The organism is Micromonospora sp. L32 (assembly GCF_052068055.1).
Lineage (GTDB): Bacteria > Actinomycetota > Actinomycetes > Mycobacteriales > Micromonosporaceae > Micromonospora > Micromonospora purpureochromogenes.
On record NZ_JBQHDD010000004.1, the window covers coordinates 40,298 to 62,140 of the forward strand.

The 21,843-nt window shown below is 72.5% G+C and carries 21 protein-coding genes, 1 tRNA gene and 1 pseudogene; 6 read left to right on the forward strand and 17 right to left on the reverse strand.

Translation table 11 applies throughout. The features are described from left to right. Positions 1-49 precede the first annotated feature (49 nt). From ACTMTB_RS12075 to ACTMTB_RS12105, 7 genes are all read right to left on the reverse strand, one after another. On the reverse strand, positions 50-763 hold the full coding sequence (locus ACTMTB_RS12075; protein ID WP_357614141.1) for an ABC transporter ATP-binding protein: 714 nt from the start codon (positions 761-763) through the stop codon (positions 50-52). Next, positions 750-1,691, reverse strand: a complete 942-nt coding sequence (locus tag ACTMTB_RS12080; protein WP_357614144.1) for an ABC transporter ATP-binding protein — start codon at positions 1,689-1,691, stop codon at positions 750-752. Before ACTMTB_RS12080 ends, ACTMTB_RS12075 begins: the two co-directional genes overlap by 14 nt. After that, positions 1,684-2,841, reverse strand: coding sequence for a branched-chain amino acid ABC transporter permease (locus ACTMTB_RS12085; protein WP_357614147.1), 1,158 nt, complete (start codon positions 2,839-2,841; stop codon positions 1,684-1,686). Before ACTMTB_RS12085 ends, ACTMTB_RS12080 begins: the two co-directional genes overlap by 8 nt. Continuing rightward, complete coding sequence (locus ACTMTB_RS12090) at positions 2,838-3,821, reverse strand: branched-chain amino acid ABC transporter permease (protein WP_357913188.1); 984 nt, start codon at positions 3,819-3,821, stop codon at positions 2,838-2,840. The genes ACTMTB_RS12085 and ACTMTB_RS12090 overlap by 4 nt, the downstream gene beginning before the upstream one ends. Before the next feature lie 64 nt (positions 3,822-3,885). After that, on the reverse strand, positions 3,886-5,028 hold the full coding sequence (locus ACTMTB_RS12095) for a branched-chain amino acid ABC transporter substrate-binding protein (protein ID WP_441145071.1): 1,143 nt from the start codon (positions 5,026-5,028) through the stop codon (positions 3,886-3,888). 252 nt (positions 5,029-5,280) lie between these two features. Continuing rightward, positions 5,281-6,444, reverse strand: a complete 1,164-nt coding sequence (locus ACTMTB_RS12100; protein WP_441145073.1) for a hypothetical protein — start codon at positions 6,442-6,444, stop codon at positions 5,281-5,283. A gap of 55 nt (positions 6,445-6,499) precedes the next feature. Beyond that, positions 6,500-7,120, reverse strand: coding sequence for an ANTAR domain-containing response regulator (locus ACTMTB_RS12105; RefSeq protein ID WP_154943735.1), 621 nt, complete (start codon positions 7,118-7,120; stop codon positions 6,500-6,502). A 95-nt stretch (positions 7,121-7,215) separates the two neighbouring features. Here ACTMTB_RS12105 and ACTMTB_RS12110 point away from each other — a divergent pair. Further along, a tRNA-Leu gene (locus ACTMTB_RS12110) sits at positions 7,216-7,299 on the forward strand. A gap of 89 nt (positions 7,300-7,388) precedes the next feature. After that, positions 7,389-8,081 carry a transcriptional regulator gene (locus ACTMTB_RS12115; RefSeq protein ID WP_441145075.1) on the forward strand — a complete coding sequence of 231 codons (693 nt, stop codon included), beginning with the start codon at positions 7,389-7,391 and terminating at the stop codon, positions 8,079-8,081. Positions 8,082-8,152: 71 nt separating this feature from the next. Here ACTMTB_RS12115 and ACTMTB_RS12120 read toward each other — a convergent pair whose 3' ends face one another. Continuing rightward, positions 8,153-9,328, reverse strand: a complete 1,176-nt coding sequence (locus ACTMTB_RS12120) for a trans-sulfuration enzyme family protein (RefSeq protein WP_441145077.1) — start codon at positions 9,326-9,328, stop codon at positions 8,153-8,155. Positions 9,329-9,411: 83 nt separating this feature from the next. On the opposite strand from ACTMTB_RS12120, the gene ACTMTB_RS12125 reads away from it, so the two are divergent. Both ACTMTB_RS12125 and ACTMTB_RS12130 read left to right on the forward strand, forming a co-directional pair. Further along, entirely contained in the window at positions 9,412-9,891 is a 480-nt protein-coding gene (locus ACTMTB_RS12125; protein ID WP_441145079.1) for an Lrp/AsnC family transcriptional regulator, read from the forward strand. A 98-nt stretch (positions 9,892-9,989) separates the two neighbouring features. Then, a complete protein-coding gene (locus ACTMTB_RS12130; RefSeq protein ID WP_441145081.1) occupies positions 9,990-10,985 on the forward strand; it encodes an LLM class flavin-dependent oxidoreductase in 996 nt (331 codons plus the stop codon). A 181-nt stretch (positions 10,986-11,166) separates the two neighbouring features. On the opposite strand, the pseudogene ACTMTB_RS12135 reads toward ACTMTB_RS12130, so the two are convergent. Beyond that, positions 11,167-11,514, reverse strand: a pseudogene (locus ACTMTB_RS12135) (rhamnogalacturonan lyase); the annotation flags it as partial. Between the two features lie 134 nt (positions 11,515-11,648). On the opposite strand from ACTMTB_RS12135, the gene ACTMTB_RS12140 reads away from it, so the two are divergent. Further along, positions 11,649-13,082, forward strand: a complete 1,434-nt coding sequence (locus ACTMTB_RS12140) for a pyridoxal-dependent decarboxylase (protein WP_441145083.1) — start codon at positions 11,649-11,651, stop codon at positions 13,080-13,082. A 13-nt stretch (positions 13,083-13,095) separates the two neighbouring features. Here ACTMTB_RS12140 and ACTMTB_RS12145 read toward each other — a convergent pair whose 3' ends face one another. The 4 genes from ACTMTB_RS12145 to pyk all read right to left on the reverse strand — a co-directional run bounded on the left by ACTMTB_RS12145 (position 13,096) and on the right by pyk (position 17,079). Next, positions 13,096-14,106 (reverse strand): sulfite exporter TauE/SafE family protein, encoded by a 1,011-nt coding sequence (locus ACTMTB_RS12145; protein WP_441145085.1) that lies wholly within the window; start codon positions 14,104-14,106, stop codon positions 13,096-13,098. A gap of 118 nt (positions 14,107-14,224) precedes the next feature. Continuing rightward, on the reverse strand, positions 14,225-14,695 hold the full coding sequence (locus ACTMTB_RS12150) for an RrF2 family transcriptional regulator (protein ID WP_346539392.1): 471 nt from the start codon (positions 14,693-14,695) through the stop codon (positions 14,225-14,227). 57 nt (positions 14,696-14,752) lie between these two features. Next, entirely contained in the window at positions 14,753-15,634 is an 882-nt protein-coding gene (locus ACTMTB_RS12155) for an acyl-CoA thioesterase (protein WP_441145088.1), read from the reverse strand. Beyond that, entirely contained in the window at positions 15,631-17,079 is a 1,449-nt protein-coding gene (pyk, locus tag ACTMTB_RS12160; RefSeq protein WP_357913207.1) for a pyruvate kinase, read from the reverse strand. Before pyk ends, ACTMTB_RS12155 begins: the two co-directional genes overlap by 4 nt. A gap of 243 nt (positions 17,080-17,322) precedes the next feature. Here pyk and ACTMTB_RS12165 point away from each other — a divergent pair, with 243 nt between their 5' ends. Then, a complete protein-coding gene (locus ACTMTB_RS12165) occupies positions 17,323-17,490 on the forward strand; it encodes a hypothetical protein (RefSeq protein WP_441145090.1) in 168 nt (55 codons plus the stop codon). On the opposite strand, the gene ACTMTB_RS12170 is transcribed toward ACTMTB_RS12165, so the two are convergent. The 4 genes from ACTMTB_RS12170 to ACTMTB_RS12185 form a co-directional block, all read right to left on the reverse strand. Next, complete coding sequence (locus ACTMTB_RS12170) at positions 17,474-17,839, reverse strand: YciI family protein (RefSeq protein WP_441145092.1); 366 nt, start codon at positions 17,837-17,839, stop codon at positions 17,474-17,476. The genes ACTMTB_RS12165 and ACTMTB_RS12170 overlap by 17 nt on opposite strands. A 229-nt stretch (positions 17,840-18,068) precedes the next feature. After that, on the reverse strand, positions 18,069-18,881 hold the full coding sequence (locus ACTMTB_RS12175; RefSeq protein WP_441145094.1) for a lipase family alpha/beta hydrolase: 813 nt from the start codon (positions 18,879-18,881) through the stop codon (positions 18,069-18,071). A 215-nt stretch (positions 18,882-19,096) separates the two neighbouring features. Beyond that, positions 19,097-19,492 (reverse strand): effector-associated constant component EACC1, encoded by a 396-nt coding sequence (locus ACTMTB_RS12180; protein ID WP_441145096.1) that lies wholly within the window; start codon positions 19,490-19,492, stop codon positions 19,097-19,099. Between the two features lie 12 nt (positions 19,493-19,504). Beyond that, complete coding sequence (locus ACTMTB_RS12185) at positions 19,505-21,718, reverse strand: M48 family metalloprotease (protein ID WP_441145098.1); 2,214 nt, start codon at positions 21,716-21,718, stop codon at positions 19,505-19,507. Positions 21,719-21,843 lie beyond the last annotated feature (125 nt).

The following is a 21,843-nucleotide window of genomic DNA, read 5'->3' on the forward strand; positions in this document are numbered from 1 at the left end:
GGCCGCCCGCCCCCTGGGGGACGGACGGCCGCCGACGCTACGACGCGGCTCAGGCCACGCCGAGGTACGCCTCCTTGACCGCCGGGTCGGTGAGCAGGTCCTGACCGGACCCCTCCTTCACGATCCGACCGGTCTCCAGCACGTACCCCCGGTGCGCCCGGGAGAGCGCCTGCTGGGCGTTCTGCTCCACCAGCAGGATCGTGGTGCCCTGCTGGTTGATCTCCGTGATGATGTCGAAGATCTGCCGGATGACCATCGGGGCCAGACCCATCGACGGCTCGTCGAGCAGCAGCAGCTTCGGGCGGCTCATCAGCGCCCGGCCGACGGCGAGCATCTGCTGCTCACCGCCGGAGAGCGTGCCGCCGGCCTGCTTGCGGCGCTCGGCCAGCCGCGGGAAGAGGGTCAGCACCCGGTCCAGGTCGGCGGCGATGCCGGCGGAGTCCCGCCGGGTGTACGCCCCCATGTCCAGGTTCTCCATCACGGTCATGCCGGGGAAGATCTGCCGACCCTCGGGCGACTGGCACAGCCCCCGGACGACCCGCAGGTCGGCCCGGAGCTTGCTGATGTCCTCGCCGTTGAAGGTGATCCGGCCCCCGGACAGCGCCCGGGTCCCGGAGATGGCCCGCATGGTGGTGGTCTTGCCGGCGCCGTTCGCGCCGATCAGGGCCACCACCTCGCCCTCGTTCACGGTCAGGCTGATGCCGTGCAGGGCCTCGATGCGGCCGTACGCGACGCTCACGTCGTCCAGCTCAAGCAGCGTCATCGGCGGGCTCCCCCAGGTATGCGGCGATCACCTTCGGGTCCCGGCTGACCTCGGCGGGCGCCCCTTCGGCGATCTTGCGGCCGAACTCCAGCACCACGATCCGGTCGGTGACCCCCATGACCAGGCGCATGTCGTGCTCGATGAGCAGCACGGTCAGCCCCTTGTCGCGGATCTTCCGGATCAGGGTGAGCAGTTCCTCCTTCTCCGCCGGGTTGAAGCCGGCGGCCGGCTCGTCCAGGCAGATCAGCTTCGGCTCGGTGGCCAGCGCCCGGGCGATCTCCAGCCGACGCTGGTAGCCGTAGGGCAGGTTGCGGGCCTCGTCGTTGGCCCGGTCGGCGATCCCGACGAAGCGCAGCAGCTCCAGCGCCTTGGCCTCGGCGGCCCGCTCCTCCAGGATGTGCCGCGACAGGCCGAAGGTCTTCGCGCACGACCGACGCACCTGCTGCCAGGTCCGCTTGATCCCGTCCGGGGCGGTGACCTGCGGCAGTTCCTCCGGCTTGGGCCGGACCCGGTAGAGCCGGAACAGCGCCCCGGGCACGCTCGTCTTGTGCCGGGAGTCGGTCCCGACCATGACGTTCTCCAGCGCGGTCATCTCCGGGAACAGGCGGATGTTCTGGAACGTCCGCGAGATGCCCATCCGGCTGATCTGGTGCGGCTTGCGCCCGGTGACCCGCTCGCCGCGGAACCGGACCGCGCCCGAGGTGGGCTTGTAGACGCCGGTCATCACGTTGAAGCTGGTGGTCTTGCCGGCGCCGTTCGGCCCGATCAGGCCGAGGATCTCGCCCTCGTAGATCTGAAAATCGATCTTGTCGAGGGCGACCACGCCGCCGAAGCGGAGCGTGACGTCGTCGACTTCGAGCAGCACCGGCCGGGGACCCGGCTGGGCCGGGATCTTCGGCGTGGCGGTGCTGGTGGTCTCGTCAGACATGAGCGGGCGCCTCCTCTGCCGCCGCCGCGCGGTCCTTCAGCTCACGGGCCCGCCGCCGGCTGGGGATGAGGCCCTGCGGACGCAGGATCATCACCAGCACCATGGCCAGGCCGAAGGCCAGCCACCGGTAGTCGGCGATCTCCCGGAACCGCTCCGGGAGGTAGGCCAGCAGCACCGCACCGAGCGAAACCCCGACCATGTTCCCCGAGCCGCCGACCACGACCATGGCGACGAAGAGGATGGAGAGGTTCGCGTTGAACTGGGTCGGGTCGATGAACGCGTTCCGGCTGGCGAAGAGGAACCCGGACAGGCCGCCGAGCGCCGCGCCGATGGCGAACGCCCACAGCTTGAACTTGAACGGGTAGACACCCATCACCGCGGCGGCGTCCTCGTCCTCGCGGACGGCCAGCCAGGCGCGGCCGACCCGGCTGTGCTCCAGCCGGCGCACCGCGAAGACCATCAGCAGCACCACGGTGATCGCCAGCCAGTACCACGGCTTCGCGTCGATCAGGCCGAACCATTCGTTCTCCGCCGCCGGCGGACCCTCCGGGCCCGGGATCGCGGAGATGCCCTGCGGGCCGTTGGTCACCCCGTTGGCGTTGCGGGCCACGATCCGGATGATCTCGCCGAAGCCCAGCGTGACGATCGCCAGGTAGTCACCGCGCAGCCGCAGCGTCGGCCAGCCCAGCAGCACCCCGAAGACCATGGTGAGCACGATCGCCAGCAGCAGGCAGATCGACCAGGTGACCGCCCAGGTCGGCGGCAGGTCGAACTCGTTCTGGATCCACTTCACCACCGGCGAGTTGACCGAGCCGAACAGCGCCACGCTGTACGCGCCGACGGCGAAGAAGCCGATGTAGCCGAGGTCGAGCAGGCCGGCCAGGCCGACCACCACGTTCAGACCGATCGCGACCAGCACGTAGATGGCGCAGACGAAGAGCACGCCGGCCCAGTTGTTGCCACCGGCGATCGAGTCGGTGCGCAGCCAGGTCAGGCCAGGGATGCCGAGCAGCGGCAGGTAGTACAGGAAGCCCACCAGGGCCACGAGCGCCGCGATCCGCTGCCACTTCGGCAGCGCGCCGAACCGGTCACCGACGGAGGTCAGCATGCCGACCCGGCGGCGGTCTGCGTTCCGAATCTTGTCGATCATGCGCGGGCCCTCCCGAGCGACTCACCCAACAGGCCGGTCGGGCGGAACATCAGCACCACGATGAGGACGATGAACGCGATGACGTCCTCCCAGTTGGAGGCGAAGAGCGTGGCGCCGTAGACCTCGACGACGCCGAGGAACAGACCACCCACCAGCGCGCCCCGCAGGTTGCCGATACCGCCCAGCACCGCGGCCGTGAACGCCTTGAGGCCGAGCACGAAGCCGATGCTGTTCTGGGTGAAGCCGAAACGCATGCTCCACAGCAGCGCGGCCGCGCCGGCCATGATCCCGCCCAGCACGAAGATCAGCATGATCACGCGCTCCTGGTTGACGCCCATCAGCGCGGCCGTCTCCGGGTTCTGCGCCACCGCCCGCACGCCCCGGCCGTAGCGGGTGCGGTTGATGAACCAGTCGAGGAGGGCCATCATCACCACGGCGGAGACGAAGACGATCACCTGGATGTTGGTGATCGACGTGCCGCCGATCTGGAACAGGGTCTCCTGCTTGATGATCGTCGGCATGCCGACGATCTGCCGGGCCCGGCCGAACAGCGACGGCAGCGCGCCGCCCGCCACGTCGGGCAGGAGCAGGCCGAAGACCTCGACCAGCACCAGGGAGAGGCCGATCGCGGTGATCAGGAAGATCAGCGGCGGCGCGTTCTTGCGCCGCAGCGGGCGGTACGCGATCCGCTCGATCGCCAGGGCCGTGCCGCCCGAGGCGACCGCCGCGGCGATCAGGCCGAGCACCAGGAAGAGGATGGCCTGGCCGGCCGGCGGGTTATTTTCCACCCCGAAGGCGGTCCACACGCCCAGCACCGCGAAGGTGCCGACCATGAAGACCTCGGAGTGGGCGAAGTTGATCAGTCGCAGTACACCGTAGACGAGGGTGTAGCCCAGGGCGATCAGGGCGTAGATCGCCCCCTTGGACAACCCGTCGACGGTGTGCTGGCCGAGGTGGCCGAAAAGTTCGTCGAAATTCACCGGGGTCTCCTTGCATCGAGTGCGGCCGGGGACGACACCCCGGCCGCACTCCAGTGCCATGACGTCAGCTGAGCTTGAGCTCCTGCAGAGGAGTGATCTCCGTGCCCTTGATCTGGTACGCCCAGATGACGACCTTCGACGGGTCGACATCGCCCTTGTCGTCGAACTTGATGTACTTCGAGACGCCCTGCTTGTCGTAGGACTTCACGTAGGCGAGGATGTCGGCCCGGCTCTTCTTGCCGTCCTTGAACGCGTCCAGGTAGACCTGCGCCGCGTCGAAGCCCTCCGCGCCGTAGGAACCCGGCGCCTGGCCGAACTCCTTCTGGTAGTCGGCGGAGAAGGTGCCGCCGGCCTTGTCGGCCGGGAGGCAGGGGCAGGTGATGATGGCGCCCTCGGCGCCACCCGACGCGCCCTGCGGGAACGCCGGGTCGTACAGACCGTCCGGGCCGACGAACTTGGCCTGGACACCGGCCGCGCGCATCTGCTTGACCAGCGGGGCCGCCTCACGGGTGTAACCGCCGTAGAAGACGAAGTCCGCCTGCGCCGCCTTGATCTTGGAGATCGTCGCGTCGAACTGCGACTGCTTCTCCTGGATCTTGTCGGTGCCGGCGAGCTGCAGGTTCTTGCCCAGCTCGGCGGTGATGCCCGCGCCGTACGCGCTGCCGTCGTCGATGGCGAAAACCTTCGCCGCGTTCTGCGACTTCATGTAGGTCGCCACGGCGCCCGCCTGGGTGCCGTCGTGGCCGACCACCCGGAAGAAGGACTTGTTGCCCTTCTGGGTCAGGTCGGTCCGGGTCGCCGACGGGCTCACCATGGCCAGGCCGGCGGCCTGGTAGATCGGCATGGTGGCGTCGGACTCGCCGGAGAAGTGCCCACCGATGACGCCGAGGAACGAGTTGTCACCGGCGATCTGGTTCGCGAACGGGGTCGCCACCGCAGGGTCACCCTGGGTGTCGAACTCCTGCATGGTGACCTTGCAGTCCTTGTTCTTCTCGTTGAACTGCTTGACGGCGAGCTTCGCGCCGTTCAGCGACGGGATCACCAGGCCCGCGTTGTCACCGGTGAACGCGCCGAAGATAGCGATCTTGCCACCGCAGTCGCCGGACGCGGTGCCGCTGCCACCGCCAGAGTCCTGGCAACCCGCGGCGCCGACCATCGCCGCAGCGATTGCGGCGGCTCCGAGCACCCGTACATAGCTACGCCTCACGGCTTCCTGACCTCCTCCAGAAGCAGATGGCGACGGCACCGAGAAGGACGGCGAGAGTACAGCCCGCACCACCACCCCACCCGGCAGGGACGCCCCTGCGTTACGGCTCGTGATGGCGGAGCGTACCGACACTCATACGGTCGAGGAAGGGCTTGGGGCGTGGTCTGCCAAACCGTTACGAAGACGCGCGCGATGGATACGGACGCCGTAACAGGTGGTTCCCTGAGCGGTCCTTAAGCCCCAGCTACGCCCTCACCGCGGGACGGCGAGCATCGGGGCCGACCAGGCCGCGGAGCGGACACCGTCGTCAGCGAAGATCCACAGCCGCTCCCCCACCGCCGCCAGCGCCACGTCCCGGTCCGCCCCGGCCGGCACCGGACCGGGCAGCTCCACCCGCCGCCAGGACCCACCCCGGTCGACGGACGTCCAGACCGAACGGGACTTCCCGTCGGAAACCGCCGCCACCAGCCACCCACCCGCCGTGACCAGGCCGTCCACCGACGGCACCTGCGACGGCGCCGCCCCGCCGAAGCCGCCGGCGGCCGCCCACCGGTCACCGTCGCGCCGCCAGGCGCCGAACGCCCCGCCCCGCAGCCCGACCGCCACCGCCGCACCGTCGACCAGGACGACCCGCTGCAACTCCTCGTAACGGTCGGTACCGGGCAGCGCCGTCCGCCGCCAGGTGCGGCCGTCCGCCGACGACCAGGCGACCGGGTCGCGGTCGATCCGGCCCGCCGGCAGCACGCCGCCCACCGCCAGCCACCCCCCGGGTACGCCCACCGCGTCGAACGCCCAACTGACCCCGCGCCCGTCGCTGGCCAGCTCCGGCGCCCCCTCCACCAGGGCGAAGTCCGCCGCGTCCGGCGACACCCAGGCCGCCGCGCCGCTGGACCGGTTGCCGACGATCAACCAGCCGGCCGGCCCGCCCGTCAGGCGGGACACGTTCACCGCCTTCGGCCCGCCGTACGTCTCGAACGAGGCGGACACCTCGACCAGCCCACCGTCGGGGCGCTGCCGCCAGGTGCTCACCCGGGGATAGCCGTGCGCGCCGCCGACCTTCGCGCCGATCACCGCCAGCACGCCGTCGCGGCAACCGGCCGAATAGAGCACGTTCTGCTTGCCGTAGAAGGAATCCGCGGCGATCGGCACGACCGTCCAGTTCGTACCGTCCCGGCTGGTCCAGGCGGCCGGCCGGGTGCCGCCGGCGACGTCCGCGACGCCGCCCACCGCGTACCACCGGCCCGCGCAGGCGGTCGCGTCGCGCAGCAGCGCGCGGCCCGGCGGACCCGGCAGGGTCAGCGCCTGCCACGCCGGGCGGACCGGCTCCTCGGCAGGGCGTGGCGCGGGCGCCGGATCACAGGCGGCCAGCAGCACGGCGAGGACGCCGAGCACCGCGAGCACGCGCCGAGTGGACACGCGTCGATGCTAGCCACCGACGGTGGTTTCCGGGGACCCGGCGGGCCGACCGGTGTCAGGCGGTCGGCTGGGCGACCTCGCCGCCGGCGGTCTCCGCGAGGATCCGCTCGGCGACCTCCTTCATGGTCATCCGGTGGTCCATCGCCGTGCGCTGGATCCACTTGAACGCCTGCGGCTCGGTCATCCCGTACGTGGTCATCAGCGCGCCCTTGGCCCGCTCGACGGTCTTGCGGATCTCCAGCCGGTCGGTGAGGCCGGCGACCTCCGACTCCAGGGCTGCGATCTCCGAGTAGCGCGACAGCGCGATCTCCACCGCCGGCACCAGGTCGCTCTTCTGGAAGGGCTTCACCAGGTACGCCATCGCGCCCGCCGCCCGGGCCCGCTCCACCAGGTCGCGCTGGCTGAACGCGGTCAGGATGATCACCGGGGCGATGCGGGCGCCGGCGATCCGCTCGGCGGCGGCCAGCCCGTCCATGATCGGCATCTTGATGTCGAGGATGACCAGGTCCGGCTTGAGCTCCTCGGCCAGCCGGACGGCGGTCTCGCCGTCGCCGGCCTCGCCGACGACCTCGTAGCCCTCCTCGACCAGCATCTCGGCCAGGTCCAGCCGGATGAGCGCCTCGTCCTCGGCGATCAGTACCCGCCTGCGCTCGGCGTCCGTCTGCGTCTCGGCCACGAGCCACTCCTACCATCGATCTCGGCACGGCTACCACCCATGCTCTCGCATGAGACTAGTCGGGTACAGTGAGCCACACCCTCCGCAGGGGTGACGCCGGGATGATGGAATCGGCAGACATGAATGCCTCAAAAGCATTTGCCCGAAAGGGCGTGCGGGTTCGAGTCCCGCTCCCGGCACTTCTGTCATACACCTGTTCGATGATGCGCGTGTGCACCCTCCTGAGATAAGGGCCCGCGCCCGCAGTCAGTACCTTGCCGGTGTCAGCGTGGCAGCCACCGCCCGCGCCCTAGGTCTCCCCTACCGCACCGTCTGGCACTGGTGCAAAGACCGGCCCGAGCCGAGACAGCACGGCACCCAGCTACGGTGCTTCCGATGCAGGTCCGGCGTCGACAATCCGACAAAGCCGGCCGCCTATGCCTACCTGCTCGGCCTCTACCTCGGCGACGGCCACCTCGTCACCACGGCGCGGGTGCCGGTCCTCCGGATCTACTGCGCCAACGCCTGGCCGCACCTGATCGAGCTTTGCGAACAGGCGATGCGCGACGTGCTGGCGAACTCGGTGCAACGGGTACAGAAGCAGGGCTGTATCGGGGTGCAGAGCTACGGAACGCACTGGCCCTGCCTGCTCCCGCAGCACGGCCCCGGCAAGAAGCACGAAAGGCCGATCGTCCTCGCCGACTGGCAGCGCCAGATCGTCGAGGCCCACCCGGGTGACTTCCTGCGGGGTCTCTTCCACTCCGACGGCTGCCGGGTCAGCAACCGGGTCACCGTCCGCGGCAAGGGCTACGTCTATCCGCGCTACATGTTCTCCAACGAGTCCGCCGACATCATGGGGCTCTGCCAGTGGGCCCTCGACCTGCTCGGCATCGCCTGGAAGATGAACCGCAGCAACTCCCTCTCCGTCGCCCGCCGGGAGGCGGTCGCGGCCCTCGACCGGCACGTCGGCCCGAAATCATGAACGCGACATGACGGACTTCAGGGCGAGTCGCGGGTCGCACAGCCGCGCGCGACAGGAACGGCGAGCGCCGGTCAGAGCACCGCGAGCGCCCGCTCCAGGTCGGCCCGCAGGTCCTCCGGGTCCTCCAGCCCGACGGAGATCCGCAGCAGCCCACCGCCCGGCTTGGCCTCCCCCGCCACCGGCCGGTGGGTGAGCGAGGCCGGATGCTGGATCAGGGTGTCCACCCCGCCGAGCGACACCGCGTGGGTGATCAGTTCGCACGCGCCGGCGACGGCCGCGGCGGCGGGCGCGCCTCCGCGTACCTCGAAGGCGAGCAGGCTGCCGCTGCCGGACATCTGGCGGCCGACCAGGCCGGCCGGGTCGTGGACCGAGGGGTGGTGCACCCGCACGACGGCCGGGTGGCCGGTGAGCCAGCCGGCGAGCTTCTCCGCGCCGGCCTGCTGGGCGCGGACCCGCAGCGGCAGCGTCTGCAGGCCCCGGTGCAGCAGGTACGCGCCGAGCGGGTGCAGCACGGCTCCGGTGACGGCGCGGACCTGGCGCAGTCGGGCGGCCCAGTCGGCGTCGCAGGCGACGACGCCGGCGAGCACGTCGCCGTGGCCGCCGATGCTCTTGGTGGCGCTGTGCAGGACGAGCGCGGCGCCGTGCCGGGCGGGCTGCTGGAGCACGGGCGTGGCGACGGTGTTGTCGACGAGCAGCGGGACGTCGCCGGCGGCGGTGGCGAGCGCGGCGATGTCGACCAGGTCGAGGGTGGGGTTGGCGGGCGTCTCGACGATCACCAGGGCGGTGTCGGGGCGGACGGCGGCGGCGACCTCGTCGGGGCGGGCCCAGGTGACCTCGGTGCCGAGCAGTCCGGTGGCGAGCACGTGGTCGGTGCCGCCGTAGAGGGGGCGGACGGCGACGATGTGCCGTTTGCCGTCCCGGGTGGCGGCGAGCAGCGCGGCGGTCAGGGCGGCCATGCCGCTGGCGAAGGCGACGGCCGCGGCGGTGCCTTCCAGTTCGGCCAGGGCGGTCTCGAAGCGGGCCACGGTGGGGTTCCAGAGCCGCTGGTAGACGGCGCTGGCGCCGGCCGGGAGGGTGCCGCCGGTGGCGAGCAGCTCGTACGCGTCGCCGCCGCCCTCGACCGAGGGCAGCGGGTTGGTGGTGGAGAGGTCGATCGGCGGCACGTGGACGCCGAGGCCCGCGAGATCGTCGCGGCCGGCGTGCACGGCCCGGGTGTCCACGGTCGTCATGCCGGAAGCGTCGAACAATAAGCTGTCTCCGGGCAATAGAATCGAAGATGATTCTGCAGGAGCCGCTATCGTTGTCGCAGCATTCGCGGAAGGATGTTCACATGCCCCCTGCGCCGAATGATGTGCGGCCGTTCGCCGCGCTGGACGACGTCGACCGAGCGATCCTCACCGAGCTGGCCGCCGACGGCCGGCTGCCGAACAACGCCCTCGCCGAGCGGGTGGGAGTGGCCCCCTCGACCTGTCTCACCCGGACCCGGGCGCTGCGCGACTGTGGGGCGATCCGCGGCTTCCACGCGGAGGTGGACCCGGCCGCGGTGGGGTTGCCGTTGCAGGCGCTGGTGTCGGTCCGGCTGATCGCGCACGAGCGGGCTGCGGTGGACGCCTTCCGGGCCCGGTCGGTCCGGCTGCCCGGGGTGGTGTCGGTGTTCCACGTGGCCGGCGCGGAGGACTACGTGCTGCATGTGCGGGCGGCGTCCGGGGACGCGCTACGCGACTTCGTGCTCGACCACCTGGCGGTGGATCCGGCGGTGCAGCACACCCAGACCAGCCTGATCTTCGAGCAGGCACGCGGCATGGGCTGACCGGCGGGCGCCGACGGGATGGACCTCGCCACCCGTACCCGACGAGGGGAACAAATCCGGCGCGCGGCGGGTTGGCCACAGCCGTGATCGACGTACCGATGTCTGTTCTTGATCTTGCGCCCGTCGCCCGTGGGGCGTCCGCCGGGGAGGCCCTGCGGGCCACCACCGAGCTGGCCCGCCGCACCGAGGAGCTGGGCTACCGCCGGTTCTGGGTGGCCGAGCACCACAACATGCCGGCGATCGCCAGCTCCGCGCCGGCGGTGCTGCTGGCGCACCTGGCGGCGCACACCTCGACGATTCGGCTGGGCTCCGGCGGGGTGATGCTGCCCAACCACGCGCCGCTGGTGGTCGCCGAGCAGTTCGGCACCCTGGAGGCGCTGCACCCGGGCCGCATCGACCTGGGCATCGGCCGCGCGCCGGGCACCGACCAGGTGACCGCGCTGGCGCTGCGCCGGACCATGGAGGGGCTGTCGGCGGAGGGCTTCCCACGCGAGCTGGCGGACCTGATGAACTATTTCAGCGGCGACGAGCCGGGGCCGATCACCGCCACCCCGGGGCTCGGCCAGTCCCCCGCGGTCTGGCTGCTCGGATCCAGCGGCTTCAGCGCCCAGCTGGCCGGGCTGCTCGGGTTGCCGTTCTCGTTCGCGCACCACTTCAGCGCGCAGCACACCCTGCCCGCGTTGCAGCTGTACCGGGAGAACTTCCGCCCGTCGCGCTGGCTGGAGCAGCCGTACGCGATGGTGGCGGTCAACGTGGTGTGCGCGGAGACCGACGAGCGGGCCGAGTGGCTGGCCGGGCCGAGCGCGCTGTCGTTCCTGAAGCTGCGCTCGGGGCGGCCGGAGCCCCTCGCCACGCCCGAGGAGGCGGCGGCGTACCCGTACAGCGAGTTCGAGCGGGAGTTCGTGCGGCAGCGCCGCGACGGGCAGGCCATGGGTTCGCCGGAGACGGTTCGCCGACAGCTCGGCGACCTGCTGGCGCGCACCGGCGCGGACGAGCTGATGGTCACCACGATGGTGTACGACGTGGCCGACCGGGTGCGCTCCTTCGAACTGGTCGCCGACGAGGTGGCCGGCGGACTCACGCGGAATGCCTGAAACACGCTCTTCATACCCACGTCACCCCACCGTCGCGTGCCGCGCCTAACTTGGTGATCGGTGGTGGTACGGCACTCCCGGTCGGGACGGGTCGGGGGTGCTGCGGTGTGGAGCACCGGGTCGCCAGTGGTGCGGATTCCGCGGCTGGCGACCCGGTGCCTACCGGATCGGGGCTTCGGCCTCAGCGCAGGTAGATGTCCGGCGTGGGCGGGGTGCCCATGCCGTCGCCGATGAAGTAGCCGGTGTGCGGCGGCTGGTTGTAGGCGGTGTTCTGCCAGGCCACCGAGACCCGGTACTGCGGGTCGTGCATCAGGGTGGGGATGCGCAGGCCGGTCGGGGTGGGCGTGCTGTAGATCCGCAGTGCGCGACTGTCGGTGGTGGGCCAGACGACCTCCTCACGCCAGTCACCCAGCAGGTCGGCGGAGATCGACGGCGTGGCCTTGGTGCCGTTGATCGAGGTGACGCCGCTGCCGGTGAGCAGCCGGGTGTCGCCGCCGGTGCCGTACTTGGTCACGTACGTGCGGTCCAGCGGCGGTGAGCGGACATCCATCGACGTCCGTGTTTCGGCTCCGCGCACCGAGATTGCTAGGACAACCCCTTCCCGCCTGCAACGGCAGCCGGTCACCCCTTGCCCACGCCGGATCGGTTTGGTCGACTCGTCGGATGGCTGAGCACATGGACCCGGAGGAGTTCCGCCGCGCCGGGTACGCGGTGGTGGACTGGATCGCCGACTACTGGACGACGCTCGGGAAGCGTCCGGTCACCTCGCAGGACCCGCCCGGCGCGGTGGCGGCGGCGCTGCCCGCGAGCCCGCCCGAGCACGGCGAGCCGGTCGAGGCCGTGCTCGCCGATCTGGACACCCTGATCACTCCTCGGCTGACCCACTGGCAGCACCCCGGGTTCTTCGGCTACTTCCCGGCCAACACCTCCGGCCCGAGCGTGCTCGGCGATCTGGTCAGCTCCGGGCTCGGCGTGCAGGGCATGCTCTGGGCCACCAGCCCGGCCTGCACCGAGCTGGAGACGGTGATGCTGGACTGGCTGGCCGGGCTCATGGACCTGCCGCAACGGTTCCGCTCCACCGGTCGGGGCGGCGGGGTGATCCAGGACTCGGCCTCCTCGGCCACGCTGGTCGCCACCCTGGGCGCGCTGCACCGGGCCAGCGGCGGCCGGTGGCGCGCGGTGGGCATCGACCGCCGGTACCGGGCGTACACCTCCACCCAGGGGCACTCCTCCATCGAGAAGGCGGCGCGGATCGCCGGGCTGGGCGAGGACGGTGTCCGCCCGATCGAGGTGGACCCGGAGACGCTGGCGATGCGCCCGGCGGCGCTGCGGGCGGCGATCGAGGCCGACCGCGCCGATGGCGACGTACCGGCGATCGTGGTGGCCACCATCGGGACGACCTCCACCACCGCCGTGGACCCGCTGCCGGAGATCGGTGCGATCTGCGCCGAGTACGGCGTCTGGCTGCACGTCGACGCCGCGTACGCGGGCGCGGCGGCGGTCTGCCCGGAGCTGCGCTGGTCGCACGCCGGGCTGGAGCACGCCGATTCGTACTGCTTCGACCCGCACAAGTGGCTGCTCACCGGCTTCGACTGCGACGCGTTCTGGGTGGCCGACCGGGGCGAGCTGATCGAGGCGTTGACGGTGATGCCGGAGTTCCTGCGCAACGCCGCGACCGAGTCCGGCGCGGTGATCGACTACCGGGACTGGCAGGTGCCGCTGGGCCGGCGCTTCCGAGCGCTGAAGCTCTGGTTCGTGCTCCGCTGGTACGGCGTCGAGGGGCTGCGCGCGCACATCCGCGCGGGCGTCGCGCTGGCCGACCGGTTCGCCCGCCGGGTGACCGCCGACGACCGGTTCGACCTCGCCGCACCGCACCCGTTCTCGCTGGTCTGCTTCCGGCTGCGGGCCGGCGACGAGGCGAGCGCCGCGCTGCTGGCCCGGGTCAACGACACCGGCCGGGTGCACCTGACGCACACCCGGGTCGGCGGGCGGTACACGCTGCGCCTGGCGGTCGGCTCGCCGCTGACCGCCGAGGAGCACGTCGACGAGGCGTGGGAGCTGCTGGCGTCCGCGGCGAGCGACGTGCTCGCCGGCTGACCCCGCCGGGGGGTCAGTGGTCGGCGGCGGCGAGTCGGGGCACGGCCTCGACCGGCGCGACGGCCGCCTTCTCCGCGGCCTGGGCCGGCGCGGTCACGGCCCGCGCGGCCGGCCCGGTCGCGGGGTGGGCGGTCGCGGACAGCGCCGCGTCGACGGTGCTGCGGGCCCGACGGGTACGGCGCAGCGCGCGCACCGCCAGCGCCAGCGCGACCGCCCAGCCGACGGCGAGCAGCGCGTAGACCGCCGGGCGGGCGGCGCCGCCCAGCTCGCCGGCGCGCATCAGGGTGCGGGCGTTGGTCAGCACGATCACGCCGCCGATGGTCGCGCCGAGCAGTTGGGCCGGGACGATGCGCACCAGCCAGGCGGCGACCGGCGCGGCGATCAGGCCGCCGACCAGCAACGCGGCCACGGTGGGCAGCAGGAAGCCCTGGCTGCCCAGGCCGATCAGGAAGCCGATGCTGGCCGCGCCGGCGACCACGAACTCGGCGGTGTCGACGGAACCGATCACCTTGCGCGGCTCCAGCCGGCCGGAGACCAGCAGCGCGGGCGTGGCCACCGGGCCCCATCCGCCGCCGCCGGTGGCGTCGACGAAGCCGGCGACCAGGCCGAGCGGGCCGAGGAACCGGCCGCGCAGCCCACCGGCGCCGGCCCGGGGGCGCAGCGGCCGGGAGAAGCGGACCAACAGGTACGCGCCGAGCACGAAGAGGATGCCCGCCATCCACGGCGCGGCCGACTCGGTGGAGATGGCGCTGAGGAAGGTGGCCCCGGCGAAGGCGCCGAGCGCGCCGGGGACGGCGATCCGGGCGACCACCCGCCAGTCGACGTTGCCGAACCGCCAGTGCGCGACGCCGGCGGCGAGCGTGGTGCCGATCTCGGCCAGGTGTACCGAGGCGGAGGCGGTGGCCGGGGCGATGCCGGCGAAGAGCAGCAGGGTGGACGAGGTCAGCCCGTACGCCATGCCGAGCGCCCCGTCGACGAGCTGGGCGGCCAGCCCGACCAGAGCGAGGACCAGAAGCTTGCGCACGCGCGCCCCTCCGAACTTTTCGGCATCTCCTATCGACTTGGTCGACAATGCGGCACGACGGGGGCTGGGTCAAGCCCCCTATCGGTGGGTGGGACGGCACCGGACGGTGCGGCCGGGATCAGCTCCAGGCGCGGGGATCGGCGGCCAGCTCGGTGATCCGGCCCGGCAGCTCCCCGGCGGCCACGTCGGCGATGCTCACCTGCTCCAGGATCTCCCGCTCGCTGGCCCGCAGCGCGATCCAGACCTCCTGCAACGCCCGGGCCGCGCCGTGGTAGCCCAGATCCTCGGGGCGCTGCCCGCGCACGTGGGCGAGCGGACCGTCGATGACCCGGATCACCTCGGCCAGGGAGATCTCCGCGGCCGGCCGGGCCAGCCAGTAGCCGCCCTCGGGCCCGCGCTGGGCGTGCACGATGCCGCCCCGACGCAGCTGGAGCAGGATGCTCTCCAGGAACTTCGGTGGGATCTCCTGGGCCCGGGCGATCTGCTCGGCGGTGACCGGCCGGGACCGCCCCGCACTCGCGCCGTCGGCGACCGAGGCCAGCTCGGCGGCCGCACGGAGGGCATAGTCGACCCGGGCGGAGAGACGCATGACCGCAAGGTTAGTCGGCAGGTCAGCCGGCCGGCCTGCCGCCCCTTACCCTTTTGATCACTCGCCGACGCGGCGGAGCAGGCCCTCCTGCACGGCGCTGGCGATGTGCCGGCCCTCGGTGGTGAACATCCGGCCGGTGGCCAGCCCACGGGCGCCGGAGGCCGACGGGCTCCAGCAGTCGTAGAGGAACCACTCGTCGGCCCGGAACGACCGGTGGAACCACAACGCGTGGTCGAGGCTCGCCCCGACCACACCGCCCGGGCCCCAGACCTCGCCGTGCACCGAGAGCACCGAGTCCAGCAGGGTCAGGTCGGAGGCGTACGTCAGGGCGCACGCGTGCAGCAGCGGGTCGTCCGGCAGCTTGCCGTCGATGCGCATCCAGACCCGCTGGTTCGGGTCGGCGGGGCGGTCGCCGGGGCGTACCCAGCCGGGCTCGCCGACGTAGCGCACGTCTATCGGGCGCGGGATCTGCCCCCAGATGCCGAGCCGCTCCGGGTAGCGGGAGAGCCGGTCGGTCATGGTGGGCACGTCGTCCGGCCCGGGCACGTCCGGCGGGGTGGGGGCCTGGTGGTCCAGGCCCTCCTCCTGCCGCTGGAAGGAGGCCGACATGAAGAAGATCGGCTTGCCGTGCTGGAGGGCGACCGAGCGGCGCACCGAGAACGACCGGCCGTCGCGGACGTTCTCCACCTGGTACTCGATCGGCTCCACCGGATCGCCGGGGCGCACGAAGTAGCCGTGCAGCGAGTGCACGAAGCGCTCCGAATCGACGGTACGACCAGCGGCCACCAGGGCCTGGCCGGCGACCTGCCCGCCGTACACCCGCTGCGGGCCGACCGGCGGGCTCATCCCCCGGAAGGTCATCTCGCCGGTGTTGTCGAGGTCGAGGACCTCCAGCAACTGGTCGACCGCGGCCTGCCCGGCCACCTGGCCCTCGGTCACTGCAGGGCCCGCGCGGAGGCCGCGTCGACCAGCGAGCCGAGCTGGTGCACCCGCAGCGTGTTGGTGGAGCCGGGGGTGCCGGGCGGGCTGCCCGCCACGATCACCACGTAGTCGCCGGGGTTGGCCCGGTTGAGGCCGAGCAGCGCCTGGTCGACCTGGCGGAACATGTCGTCGGTGTGCTCGACGAACGGCATCAGGAAGGTCTCCACGCCCCAGCAGAGCGCGAGCTGGTTGCGCACCTCGGGCACCGGCGTGAAGGCCAGCAGCGGCAGGTCGCAGTGCAGCCGGGAGAGCCGCTTGACGGTGTCGCCGGTCTGCGAGAAGGCGACCAGCGCCTTGGCGCCGATGGCCCGGGCGATCGAGGAGGCCGCGACGGTGAGCGCGCCGCCGTGGGTACGCGGGTCGTGCTGGAGCCGGGGCACCCCGATCGAGCCGGACTCGGTGGTGGTGACGATCTTCGCCATCGTGCTGACGGTGAGCACCGGGTACTTGCCGACGCTGGTCTCGCCGGAGAGCATCACCGCGTCCGCGCCGTCGAGCACCGCGTTGGCGACGTCGGAGGCCTCGGCGCGGGTCGGTCGGGAGTTCTCGATCATGGAGTCGAGCATCTGGGTGGCCACGATGACCGGCTTGGCGTTCTCCCGGCAGAGCTGCACGGCGCGCTTCTGCACCAGCGGCACCTGGTCCAGCGGGAGCTCGACGCCCAGGTCGCCGCGGGCGACCATGACGCCGTCGAAGGCCAGCACGATCGCCTCGAGGTGGTCCACCGCCTCGGGCTTCTCGACCTTGGCCAGCACCGGGCGGTGCACGCCCTCCTCGGCCATGATGCCGTGCACGAGCTTGATGTCGTCGGCCGACCGGACGAAGGAGAGCGCGATCAGGTCGACGCCCAGCCCGAGGGCGAAGCGCAGGTCCTCCGCGTCCTTCTCGGACATGGCCGGGACGCTGACCGCCACGTTGGGCAGCGAGACGCCCTTGTTGTTGGAGACCGGGCCGCCCTCGGTGACCAGGACGCGGATGTCGTTGCCGGTGACGTCGCTGACCTCGACGGCGACCCGGCCGTCGTCGATCAGCAGCCGGTCGCCCGGCTTCACCTCCTGCGGCAGCTTGCGGTAGGTGCAGGAGACCCGCTCCTTGGTGCCCACGATGTCGTCGCCGGTGATCACGACGGAGTCGCCGGTGCGCCACTCGTGCGGGCCGTCGGCGAACTTGCCGAGGCGGATCTTGGGGCCCTGGAGGTCGGCCAGGATGGCGACCGGGTGCCCGGCGGCGTCGGCCGCCTCCCGCACCAGCCGGTACACCGACTCGTGGTCGGCGTGACTGCCGTGGCTGAAGTTCAGCCTGGCCACGTTCATGCCCGCCTCGACGAGCCCCCGGATCCGCTCCGGGGACGAGGTGGCAGGGCCAAGAGTGCAGACGATCTTCGCGCGGCGTGTCACGCCCATCAGGCTAGTCTCTCCTCCGGGTCGGCCGGCGGGCCGACCCCTTTCGGACTGCGGAACAGTTGTCCACCGACGCGACCGCGCAGGGCGCGTGGCCGGCGGGCGCGGAGCCGCACCGGGGGACGTCGTGAGTGGCGGGCATCGGCGACCGCGCGCCGGGAATCGTACCGCCCGCCCGCATCCCCCGCCGGAGGCGCTCCCACGCCCGCGACGGGTGCCCGCCGCGCCGCCACTCACCCACCGCCGGTGGTCGCCGGCAGCGTGGGTACGGCGGAGAAGACCGTCGGTCGGGGCGGGGTGGTCGGCGTCGGCGGGCCGGAGCAACCGGTCGCCGAGCAGCTCACGCAGGTCGGCGGCGGCGCGGGGAAGGTCGGGGATGGCGGCTGGCGACAGTCGGTCAGCTCTGGGACTTGACCAGCGGGAACTCCAGCGAGCCGGCTGGGCAGAGGAAGGTCAGCACGTCCACCTGGTAGAGCCCGGCCTGCACGGCCGGGTCGGCCTCCATCACGCTGCGCACGTCGTCGACCGAGCCGGTGCGGGCCAGGCCGATGCCGATCGGCGGGGCCGGCTCCCGGGCGGGGCCGTCGATCGACCCGGAGACCAGCACGATGCCCCGGCGCTGCAACGCGTGCATGTGCTCGAAGTGCTCGGCCTGCAACCGTTGCACGGTCTCGCTGGGCAGGGCCCGACCGGCCGGCCCCGGGTAGAGCACGATGCACTCGTACGTGTCGAGCGCGAAGTCCAGCTGCGGCATACCCGTCATGGCGCCCCCTCCCACGCTGCCGGCGTCGGCACCGCGCCGGTCTCCCCCGACTCGGCACAGCGTCGCACGCGGCGGCGGGCCGCAGCGGCCGCTCGGGCCAACTGCCCCGCCGACGTACCCGGTTGCCGACCGGCTGGGTCGTTCGTCCAGCCGGTCATCACCGGCGACAATGGCCCCGGCCTGACAGCACGACGGGCGGACGGGGTGCTCCCGTCCGCCCGTCGCTGGTTCACAGGGCGAAGCAGTTGGGGCGAACCGGGGTGTCGGTGAGCACCTGCCGGACCACGGTGTAGGTGGTCCCGTCCAGGATCAGGCTGAGGTGACCGACCAGCCGCAGCGGGCACCAGCTCTGGATCAGCACGTTGGTCGCGCCGTCCGACAGCGCGGCATTGCCGATCGGCCAGACCAGTTCGTCCTGCCAGGTCCGCACGGTCGCCCAGCGGATGGCCCCCGGGGTGTCGTCCCCTCCGTTGAGGGCGGTGAGCAGGTCCGAGCCGATGGACATCTGCTGGCAGGCGACGATGCCGGCGCAGCTGCCGAGGCCGATGAACTTGAGGATGTTGGCGGCGTAGGTGCCCTGCTGGGGGCTGCCCAGGCTCACGTACCGGCCGACGGCGTCGGCGCCGCCGAGGAACTTGACGTACCAGCGGGAGACCAGGCCGCCCTCGGAGTGGGCGACCAGGTCCACCTTGGCCGCGCCGGTGCTGGCGCGGACCTGGTCGACGTACGTCTTGAAGGCGCGGGCGGACTCGCGGATGTCGCCGAAGCCGAGCCCGGGGATCTGGAAGATGGAGACCCGGAAGCCGTCGGCACGCAGCCGCGCGGCGATCGGCTCGTACGCGATGGAGACGCCGATCAGGCCGCCGACCACGATGACCGGGTTGGCGTTCGCGTTCGCGGCGGCGGCGGTGGACGTGGTTGCGGCGCTGGCGGTGGTGGTGCCGGCGGTGGTGGTGCGGTCGGGGGCGGCCGCGGCGGCGGTGGCCGGGACGAGCAGTGTGGCGACGGCGGTGGTGGCGGCGAGGATCGTTCGGAGCAGCATGGCTGCACCTCCGGTGGGAGGTTCCCGGGGAGCCGGGACGGTGGGTGGTGGGATCCGATCGATCGGTGGGACGATGATGCGCGTCACAATTCACACACGTCAATGATAAGTTACGCGCCGGTAACCTGATGTTGCACCGGAGGTGTCTTCCGGCAAAGCGGGCGAAGCACGACGGGGCCGACCGCGAACGCGGTCGGCCCCGGTGGGGTTCCTGGTCAGGCGGTCGGGCCGGTCTCCCCGTCCGCCGCCTCGCGCAGCGCCCGAGTGGTCTGGTCGAGCAGCTTGGTGGGATCCGTCCGGCCGTTCACCTGGATCTCCGCCTCGGCGTCGCCGACCTGGATGCGGATGGTCACCTCGGTGCGCTGCTGGTCCACCCAGGACTGCACCAGGTTGAACAGGCCGGGCAGCAGCCCCTGGGCCACCACCGCGATGATCACCGCGTCGCTGAAGCCGGGCCGGCCGCCCTGGCCGGCGGCGGCGTCGCGCACCGCGGCGCGGAACTCCGGCCGGCGGTGGATCCAGGCCAGCAGCGGCACCCGGGGCGGCCGGGCGGTACGCGGGGTCAGCACCATCCGCACGGGTCGCCCCGGCCGGGTGGACGGTTCGGTCATGTCGGCTCTCCCTTACTCGCCGCTGGGCCGGAACGTCAGCTTGCCGTCCACCACGGACAGCAGCCCGACCACCTGGATCTCCTCGTCCTCCGTGAACGGGGTGGTGCCGAAGAAGCCGGTGGTGGTGCCGGTCGCCCGGGCCGACCCGCGGCCCTCGAACGGCGTCGACACCTGCGCCGTGGTCGGGCCGGTCAGGGTGAGCTGCACCGTCGGGTACCGGGTGATCTTCCAGGCGATCTTCTTCACCGTCTCCCCGGTGTAGTACCGGAACGGACACCCCTGGGGCGCGGCCACCGTCTGCGCCGCGCAGGCGTCCAGGTACGCCTTGACGCTCTCCTCCGCCGTGGCCTGGGCCGCCGGGGCCAGCGTCGGCGTCAGGTCGGGGGCCCCCGCGCTCTCCTGCCCGGGCAGGACGTAGACGACCTGCGACGGCGTCTCGCTGAGGGTGTTGCGCTGGCCGCCGACGGTGTACGCCCCGGGCAGCAGCGCCAGCTCGACGCCCTCTCCAGCCGCCGGTGCGGGTTGGCCGTTGACGGTCAGGCCCGCCGCGCCGGGCAGGCTGAGCCGCGCGGGTGGCGCGGCGATCTGCCACCGGTGGAACAGCCCGAGGGTCGCCGACTCGTCCCGGCGCAGCGGCAGCTCGGCGCTCAGCTTCTGCCCGGCCAGGGTGTAGGCGACCTTGGCGACCGCCTCGTCGCCGTCGCGCTCGACCGACGTGACGTCCACGTCGGTCGGCGGCTGGTAGCCCTCCCCACCGACGATCCGGGCGAGCTGCTCGCCGTCGCCCGCCGCCGCCCTGGCGTCCGGGGTCAACGCCGCCAGGGCGCCCCGGCCGTCCCCGTCGTCGAGCGCCGAGAAGTAGGCGTCCACCGCCGCCTGCGGGCGGAACAGCAGCCACTGCGCCGTGGTGAGCGCGCCGCCGCCGAGGCAGCCGATCAGCGCCAGCGCGCCGACCAGCACCCAGGCGCGCCGGGAGCCGACCGGCCCCGGCCGCCCGAACAGCTCCTCGGTGCCCACCCGGGCGGGGCTCCCCTCGGCGACCGTCGCCTCGTCTGCGGTGGCCGGCGTGAGCCGCTCGAGCCGGTCGAGCCGCAGCTCGGACGGCGGGTGGGTGGCGCAGACCGCCTCGTCCCACCCGCTGCGGCCGGTCTCGAAGGACCGACGCCGTTCCAGCATCGACCGCATGCCGGCCGCGTGGCCGGCGAGGACCGCCCCGGCGTCGGCCCGGTACTCGGCGGCCCGGACGTCGCGGCGGTGGCAGGGCAGCACCACGAACCGCATGGTCAGCAGCACCGGCCAGAAGACGATGAAGACCAGCAGGTCGGTGGCCGGGTGCGGGAACCGGCGCATCAGCCAGGTCGGCACCGCGTGGACCAGCACCAGCGGCAGCCCGACCCCCCGGACGAACGCGCTGGTCACCTCGTCACCGGTACGCCAGTGCACCAGCTCGTGGCTGAGCAGCGCCGCGACGTCCTCGTCCGGCTCGTCGAGCAGGCTGGTGGTCACCACGATGTGCCGGGCGTAGGCCCGGGCGTTGGTGAGCACCGGATCGTCCTCGATCAGCAGCCGGGGCACGCTCGGCAGGCCGAGGCGGGCGGCGCATTCGGACAGGATCGGCCGCAGCCGCTCCGCCTCCCGCCGGCTGAGCTGACGCGCGCCGGAGACGCTGAGCAACCACGGCTCCAGCAGCACCCGACCCAGGGTGTAGACCAGGCCGACCAGGGCGGCGGCCACCACCATCCCGACCAGGCCGGTGAACAGGTTCGCCGGCTCGTCGAAGGCGTCCCGCCAGGGCAGCACCAGCACGACCAGGAAGCCGGCCAGGAAGCCGACCGCGAAGCCGGCGAAGCCGCCGACCACCCCGCCGGACCGGTTGAGGAAGGCGTCGAGCAGGGGGCCGACCAGCGGCGCGTCGCGCACCACCGACGGCAACGCGTCCCCCGCCTGGGTACCCCCGGCGACCAGTCCGAGCACGCCCAGCGCGAGCCCGCCCCACACCGCGGCCAGCAGCGCCAGCGGCACGTAGAACCAGGTGGCCAGGAAGCTGCCGAGCACACCCCGCCAGTCGCGCAGGATGCCGGCGCGCAGCCACACCAGCGCGTTCGGGTACCCCGGTGGCCGGTCGGCCAGCCGCCGGTCGAGTCCGCCCGGTCCGGCCGGGCGGGGCTCGGTCGGCCGCGGCTCGACCGGGGGTCTCACCTGCGGGTCAACGTCCGGGTCGCTCACGGGAGACTCCTCGACGACAGACGCCACCACCCGGGACGGCGAAGGGGCGCACGTTCCACGGGCACGGCGCATCGGACGGCGGCCGGGCCGACCGTCGACGGTATGTGCGCGGGCAGGAATGCGGT

Coding starts and splice junctions, on each gene's coding strand:
- ACTMTB_RS12140 (WP_441145083.1), top strand. CDS start 11,649: ATGGCTGAGCACATGGACCCGGAGGAGTTCCGCCGCGCCGGGTACGCG.
- ACTMTB_RS12170 (WP_441145092.1), bottom strand. CDS start 17,839: ATGACGGGTATGCCGCAGCTGGACTTCGCGCTCGACACGTACGAGTGC.
- ACTMTB_RS12085 (WP_357614147.1), bottom strand. CDS start 2,841: ATGATCGACAAGATTCGGAACGCAGACCGCCGCCGGGTCGGCATGCTG.
- ACTMTB_RS12180 (WP_441145096.1), bottom strand. CDS start 19,492: ATGACCGAACCGTCCACCCGGCCGGGGCGACCCGTGCGGATGGTGCTG.
- ACTMTB_RS12075 (WP_357614141.1), bottom strand. CDS start 763: ATGACGCTGCTTGAGCTGGACGACGTGAGCGTCGCGTACGGCCGCATC.
- ACTMTB_RS12175 (WP_441145094.1), bottom strand. CDS start 18,881: ATGCTGCTCCGAACGATCCTCGCCGCCACCACCGCCGTCGCCACACTG.
- ACTMTB_RS12125 (WP_441145079.1), top strand. CDS start 9,412: ATGCCCCCTGCGCCGAATGATGTGCGGCCGTTCGCCGCGCTGGACGAC.
- pyk (WP_357913207.1), bottom strand. CDS start 17,079: ATGGGCGTGACACGCCGCGCGAAGATCGTCTGCACTCTTGGCCCTGCC.
- ACTMTB_RS12080 (WP_357614144.1), bottom strand. CDS start 1,691: ATGTCTGACGAGACCACCAGCACCGCCACGCCGAAGATCCCGGCCCAG.
- ACTMTB_RS12150 (WP_346539392.1), bottom strand. CDS start 14,695: ATGCGTCTCTCCGCCCGGGTCGACTATGCCCTCCGTGCGGCCGCCGAG.
- ACTMTB_RS12130 (WP_441145081.1), top strand. CDS start 9,990: ATGTCTGTTCTTGATCTTGCGCCCGTCGCCCGTGGGGCGTCCGCCGGG.